This is a genomic window from Flavobacterium sp. (genome assembly GCF_027482425.1).
GTDB lineage: Bacteria > Bacteroidota > Bacteroidia > Flavobacteriales > Flavobacteriaceae > Flavobacterium.
Map to the genome: position 1 here is coordinate 45216 of NZ_JAIXWA010000018.1, position 6739 is coordinate 51954.

Genomic DNA, 6739 nt, shown 5'->3' on the forward strand with positions numbered 1-6739 from the left:
AGGTTATCGTGCCCGAAAGGGGATGTAGGGGTAATGTACTTCGGTGAGGTAGAGTCCGTGGGCTGGGACCGAGAATCCCGCTTTACTACGGTTTTTACTCGCTAAAATTTGTTCAAGGTCGTCTAAACTCGTTTTTCCCGTTCCAATATCGATTAATGTTCCGACGATGGCGCGCACCATATTTCGTAGAAAACGATCGGCGCTGATGGTGAAAATCCAACGGTCACCTTGGGATGTCCATTCGGCATGAGTGAGTTTACAAAAAAATGTTTTGACATCGGTATGCAACGTCGAAAAGCACTCAAAATCAGTGTGTTTTAAAAGCAGTTTGCAGGCGTCATTCATTCGATTGATGTCTAAGGGATGCGGGAATAACCAACTATTTTGGCATTCAAAGGCATCTTTGCGACGGTGAATATGGTATTCATAGGTTCGTTGCGTCGCATCAAAGCGCGCATGTGCCTTAGGGGCCACCGTATAGAAGTCCCAAACTGCAATGTCTTTGGGAAGGTACGCGTTTAATTTTTTTATTAACTCAGCGAAAACAAAAGGAACTTCACTGTCAAAATGCGCAAACATTTGTCGGGCATGCACACCAGTATCGGTTCGTCCTGCGCCCGTTAGTTCAACAGACTCACGAAGCATTAACGATAATGCTTGGGTCAGTGTTTCTTGAACCGACGAGGCATTGGGTTGGTATTGCCAGCCGTGATAGGCAGCGCCTTTGTAAGCAAATTCGATGAAATATCTCAAAGCATTGTGGGGTTTTCACGGGCAAAGGTACAAAGATTTGCTTAGGGAATAGTGAATCATTTCTTAAGAAAACCATGTATCTTGCAAAGCCTTTTTTGGTTTGTTTTGATGCGAAAAATTTTAGTTTTATCCGACACCCACAGTCATATTGATGCCCGAATTATGCATCATGTGGAATGGGCAGATGAGGTGTGGCACGCAGGTGATATTGGCGATTTAGCAGTGACAGATGCGATAAAAAAGGTGCGTCCCTTACGCGCTGTGTATGGCAATATTGACGATCATCAAGCGCGTGCTGAATTTCCGTTGCATAACCGTTTTTTTTGTGAGCAAGTTTCCGTTTGGATTACACACATTGGGGGATATCCTGGGAAGTATCATCCAGCGATTCGAGAAGAATTAAAGGCGCAACCACCCCAAGTATTTATTTGTGGGCATTCCCATATTTTGAAAGTGCAATTTGACAAAACTCTAAATCTTTTGCATTTGAATCCCGGAGCGGCGGGTATTCACGGATTTCATCACGTTCGAACCCTATTACGAATGGTCATTGATGGGGTAAACATTAAAGATTTAGAAATTATTGAATTGGGTTTGCGTGCATTGCCTCGTGAGGTTTAGAATAAATAGCCTACGGAAAATTGTATGACGGCATTTTTGACATCTGCCTCGCGTTTGGGTTCGGTGAGTCCCGCGAGATACCGTCCCGAAACAAATAGTTCTTTAGTGATTTTAAAACTAAGTCCGCCGGCCAAAGCGAAATCAAACGTTTGGGCATCTCCTAGTGAAAAAGAATTGCGTTGATTGACTAATAGTGAAGCTTGCGGACCTATTTCTAAGCTTAAACCGTCTTTGGTGAGGTAGAATTTGGCTAATACAGGAACAGCAAGATAGCCTAATTCATTTTTTACTTGTGTTCCGAATCCGTTTAACTCTGCGCCTTGGGTAGAGTATAGGAGTTCGGATTGTAGCGAAAAATTCTCCATTATTTTTGCTTCGAGTACCATCCCTGCATGGTAACTGGTGAGTGTTGAGAAATCGATACCTTGTACGGATCCGCCATTGTAGTTGGCAAAATTAACACCAGCTTTCACGCCAAATTTTAATAATTGTGCGTTTCCAAATTGGACTGCAGTAACACTAAAGATTACAGTTAAGAGATACTTTTTCATGAAATATTTTTTTTGAATTACGAAAAACGCGTGACAAACATTGTGCCATTGCTCAATAAAGTGATTTAAGGGGTTTATTTATGGTGTTTTTCCCATTCTGATTGAAGGAGTTCGTGTAGTTGTGCGATATCAAAACGAACGCCATTGCCATTGATGGTAAAAGGGGTTCCAAATCCTTGTTGGTTTTTTCGGAGGATGCGTAAGGATATCCCAGAGACTTTGTTGAGGTATACTTCGGGGTCTTTGGTGTATATAAAAATGAAGTGATTATTGACTACTTTATGGTGGGTTATTTGGGTGATGGAATTCCATGTGATGAGTCCAACTTGGGTAAACGTGGTATTGTCCCAAATTCCGTTGTCGTTGATGATTAAAGCGGGACGTGTATCCAACAGTTTTTTAATACTTAACACACCCGTTAATCCAAAAAAGAGGATACTGGCCCATCCAAAAAAAGGCGCCCATGAATGAATGGAATGGGGTTTGGAAAGAATAAAAATGCCCATACTAACAAAACAAATTGCGCCGAGTAATGAAATCCAAAGTTTTGTTTTCTTTTGCGCGATATGTAAGGGGGGTGTCATCGAAAAGTTGTTTAAAATTATGTCAAAAATAAAAAATCCGTTCCTAAAGAAACGGATTTTAACGCACTAATAAACTAAGTTTACAGGTTTACCGAATACGGTCCACAGATTTTACGAGATCTTCATCCTTTTTGATGGCTTTATTAGCTAAAGCCAAAAGTACGATAGAAAAAATAGGAAGGAACATCCCAATACCCTTCTCTGAAACCGTTGGGGTTTCTCCGGATACGTTTAGTGAGCGGTAAATCAATAATCCTAATAAAATTAAATTTAATATGATGGACAGTCGGTTGAATACGAACTGTTGTTTTCGGTTTTTAAAGGAAATTATACTCATAGCAATAAGCGCGGTTGCTGCCCCAGAGATTGCTAAGTAAGAAACTTCCATCATGAAGAAGAAATCCTTGCCGTTGGCGTCTTTCCACAGCGGAAAAACATAACCCAGAAATCCTGAAGAAAGAATGGCTCCAGCCATGTAAAGTGTTTGAATGCGTTGAAACATTTCCCTTTCAAATTTGAGGCTCAAAAATAGTATTTCTTTTTTTAAAAAACTATTGTGCCCTGAATTTTTATTCGTATTATTGCAGGGTAATTCCGTAATTACTTCAATCCCACGGAATTTATTTCTCGATTAAAACTCCACTGTATTGTATTTAGAAAGACCCCTAATTTAATCGCTTTGTTATTATTGTATGTTTGACATTTCAACATTAAAAACCATGAAGCTTTCTGAGCTTCAGGATATTGCCAAATTGGCACAAACCATAAAATTTGCCGGTGTAAAAAAAGAAGCGCTCATTGAAATGATTATTGCGCATCAAGAAGCTGTCAATCGAGGGGAAACACCCCAACCCAGCGTATCAAAACGCGGAAGAAGACCCCGGATTTCGACACAAGAATCTGATACTACTGATTTGTTTTCCTCCAACGAGTTGCCTAAAGCAACCCCAAGGGATACGATAGTTGAAGATACAAATGAAGAACCAAAGCGTCGTGGACGGAAGCCAAAACAAGTTGAGTCAGTACCTTCTTTGGCTACTGAAACCACAATACCTCCTACGGAGGAAACACCAAAATCTTTTGTTAGAGAAGGTCGTGAAAACGCTCTAGATCGTCAACGAAAACCGTTTCAACGCAACATTGTTACGCCCAATATTACTGGAGCTCCTGTGGATTACGAACCTTTTATGCCGCCACAAATCACTACGGAATCCCTTCCTGCTGATTTTATAGAGCCTATCCGTGGAGCAAAACAAGAGGAGCGAAAACCAGCCGGAACACCTCCGCAAAAAAGTCGCCCTGAGTTTGTACCCCCAGGTCCAAATGTAGATATTCCACTATCGGAGCCTGCTTTTGTATCGAATACCAATAGTAATGGAAATCCCAATGGTAACGGGAATACGAATGGAAATGGAAATTCATCCTACGCCAATCAAAATAATAAATTTAAGAAAACCCAAAATGTTCGGGATGCCGATTATGAGTTTGACGGCATTATCGATTGTGAAGGTGTTTTAGAAATGATGCCCGACGGGTATGGTTTTTTACGCTCTTCAGATTACAATTATTTGGCTTCTCCTGACGATATTTATTTATCAACATCTCAGATTCGTTTGTTTGGTTTGAAAACCGGAGACACAGTCAAAGGGGTGGTTCGACCTCCTAAAGAAAGTGAGAAGTTTTTCCCTCTTGTTAAAGTTTTAAAAATAAACGGACATGACCCCCAAGTGGTGCGTGATCGGGTTTCTTTTGACCATTTGACGCCTGTTTTCCCTCAAGAAAAGTTTAAAATGGATGCCAAGCAAGCGTCGGTTTCTACACGTATAATTGATTTGTTCTCTCCGATTGGAAAAGGACAACGCGGGATGATTGTGGCGCAACCTAAAACAGGGAAGACCATGTTGTTGAAGGATATTGCCAATGCGATTGCCGCCAATCATCCTGAAGTATATCTTTTGGTATTGTTAATTGATGAACGTCCTGAGGAGGTAACCGACATGCAGCGAAGTGTGCGTGGAGAAGTAATTGCTTCGACTTTTGATCGTGAACCGCAAGAGCACGTAAAAATTGCCAATATCGTTTTGGAAAAAGCCAAACGATTGGTGGAATGTGGTCATGACGTAGTCATTTTATTGGATTCGATTACGCGATTGGCTCGCGCTTACAATACAGTGCAGCCGGCTTCCGGAAAAGTGTTGAGTGGTGGGGTAGATGCCAATGCGCTACAAAAACCAAAACGTTTCTTTGGTGCGGCGCGTAATGTTGAAAATGGTGGTTCGTTAAGTATTATTGCTACGGCATTAACGGAAACGGGATCAAAAATGGACGAGGTCATTTTTGAGGAATTTAAAGGAACGGGGAATATGGAACTTCAATTGGATCGCAAGATTGCTAACCGACGTATTTTCCCAGCGATTGACCTTACATCGTCGAGCACGCGTCGTGACGACTTGTTATTGGATGAGAAAACCTTACAGCGTATGTGGATTTTACGCAAGTTTTTGGCCGATATGAATCCGGTGGAAGCGATGGATACCATCAATGATAAAATCAAAAAAACACGCACGAATGATGAGTTTTTGATTTCGATGAATGATTAAAAAAGTGCAGGCTTTTAGAGGGTTTGTATTGAAATAGTAGTAAACCTAACAGGTTTTTAAAACCTGTTAGGTTTTATTTTTTTACCCAAGTTGTTTTTTGCACCGTGCCGCGATAGGGATTGAGGCATTGTTGAAGCTCGCCGGAGGAACGGAGGCAGCGACTGCCGAAAGCCCGACCGAAGGGGATCGCCCGGATCAGTGTTCAGTGATCAGTAAGCAGTTTTGTTAAAAAAAAAGAGCCGCAATGGGCGACTCTTCTACGTTTATTTTTGTGTAAATTATTCTTTAGCGGCAAGATAGCGTTCGGCATCCAACGCGGCCATACACCCTGTTCCCGCAGCCGTGATCGCTTGCCGGTACACGTGATCGGCGGCATCACCGGCTACAAAAACGCCCGGTACATTCGTTTTGGATGTGCCGGGAGTGTTAATGACATAGCCTGTTTCATCTAATGTAATGTAGTCCTTAAAAATTTCGGTATTGGGTTGATGGCCAATGGCTACAAAAAAACCAGTAGCCGGAATTTCGCGGGTTTCACCACTCGCGCGATTGACAACTTTTACGCCCGTGACAACTTGTCCATCACCTAAAACTTCAACTGTTTCAGTGTGCATGAGTATCTCAATATTTTCGGTTTTTCGCACGCGATCTTCCATGATTCGGGAAGCTCTAAACTTCTCACTGCGTACTAGCATCGTTACTTTCTTGCAAAGTTTGGATAAATAATGGGCTTCTTCACAAGCCGAGTCTCCAGCTCCCACAATAACGACTTCTTGATTTCGGTAAAAGAAACCATCGCATACGGCACAGGCAGAAACACCTCCTCCCATTTGAAGGTAATGTTGCTCAGAAGCTAATCCCAAATATTTGGCTGAGGCTCCTGTGGAAATAATGACCGTCTCACAATGAATTTCCTTGTTGTCATGAATCCAAACTTTATGAATGGGGCCGTTGAAATCAACTTTGGTAACCCATCCGTCACGAATATCAGCACCAAAGCGTTTAGCCTGCTCTTGCAGTTGTACCATCATTTCTGGGCCCGTAACGCCCTCAGGATAGCCCGGGAAATTCTCTACTTCGTTGGTGGTAGTTAACTGACCGCCAGGTTGTGTTCCTTGGTATAGCACAGGAAACATATTGGCGCGAGAGGCATAAATTGCAGCGGTGTAACCGGCTGGCCCCGAACCAATAATTAGGCATTTTACTTTTTCTATTGCGTCTGACATGATGTAATGTGTTTTTTAAGTGACACAAAGTTACTTTTTTCTCTTTTTGATTTACGTGAAAACTAAATTGTAATTAACAATTTTATCATAAGTTCAGGTTATACTAAATATAGTAGTGAAAATGAGTTCAGGATTAAAAAGCAGGATTATATATCCTGTAGTGGGTTAGTTGCTCAAGAAAAAGCGGACACGCCTTAGCAGGCTGCGTCCATATGTTTTCAAAAAAATAGTAATGTTTAAAAAAGCAGGATTGTATATCCTGTAGTGGGTTAGTTGCTCAAGAAAAAGTGGACACGCCTTAGCAGGCTGCGTCCATATGTTTTCAAAAAATAGTAATGTTTAAAAAAGCAGGATTGTATATCCTGTAGTGGGTTAGTTGCTCAAGAAAAAGTGGACACGCCTTA

At 41.6% G+C, this 6739-nt stretch carries 7 protein-coding genes; 2 read left to right on the top strand and 5 right to left on the bottom strand.

Annotation, left to right across the window (positions count from 1 at the left end):
• Positions 1-3 precede the first annotated feature (3 nt).
• Positions 4-753 (bottom strand): tRNA pseudouridine(38-40) synthase TruA, encoded by a 750-nt coding sequence (gene truA / locus Q0037_RS01470; protein WP_297514343.1) that lies wholly within the window; start codon positions 751-753, stop codon positions 4-6.
• A gap of 108 nt (positions 754-861) precedes the next feature.
• On the opposite strand from truA, the gene Q0037_RS01475 reads away from it, so the two are divergent.
• Positions 862-1374 (top strand): metallophosphoesterase family protein, encoded by a 513-nt coding sequence (locus tag Q0037_RS01475; protein ID WP_297514366.1) that lies wholly within the window; start codon positions 862-864, stop codon positions 1372-1374.
• On the opposite strand, the gene Q0037_RS01480 is transcribed toward Q0037_RS01475, so the two are convergent.
• The 3 genes from Q0037_RS01480 to Q0037_RS01490 form a co-directional block, all read right to left on the bottom strand.
• A complete protein-coding gene (locus Q0037_RS01480; RefSeq protein WP_297514346.1) occupies positions 1371-1925 on the bottom strand; it encodes a porin family protein in 555 nt (184 codons plus the stop codon). The two genes, Q0037_RS01475 and Q0037_RS01480, sit on opposite strands and share 4 nt — an antisense overlap.
• Before the next feature lie 74 nt (positions 1926-1999).
• Complete coding sequence (locus tag Q0037_RS01485) at positions 2000-2509, bottom strand: STM3941 family protein (RefSeq protein WP_297514350.1); 510 nt, start codon at positions 2507-2509, stop codon at positions 2000-2002.
• Between the two features lie 88 nt (positions 2510-2597).
• Positions 2598-3011, bottom strand: coding sequence for a DUF4293 family protein (locus tag Q0037_RS01490; RefSeq protein WP_297514353.1), 414 nt, complete (start codon positions 3009-3011; stop codon positions 2598-2600).
• Positions 3012-3201: 190 nt separating this feature from the next.
• On the opposite strand from Q0037_RS01490, the gene rho reads away from it, so the two are divergent.
• On the top strand, positions 3202-5109 hold the full coding sequence (rho, locus tag Q0037_RS01495; RefSeq protein WP_297514356.1) for a transcription termination factor Rho: 1908 nt from the start codon (positions 3202-3204) through the stop codon (positions 5107-5109).
• 278 nt (positions 5110-5387) lie between these two features.
• Here rho and trxB read toward each other — a convergent pair whose 3' ends face one another.
• Positions 5388-6335, bottom strand: a complete 948-nt coding sequence (gene trxB / locus Q0037_RS01500; protein ID WP_297514359.1) for a thioredoxin-disulfide reductase — start codon at positions 6333-6335, stop codon at positions 5388-5390.
• Positions 6336-6739 lie beyond the last annotated feature (404 nt).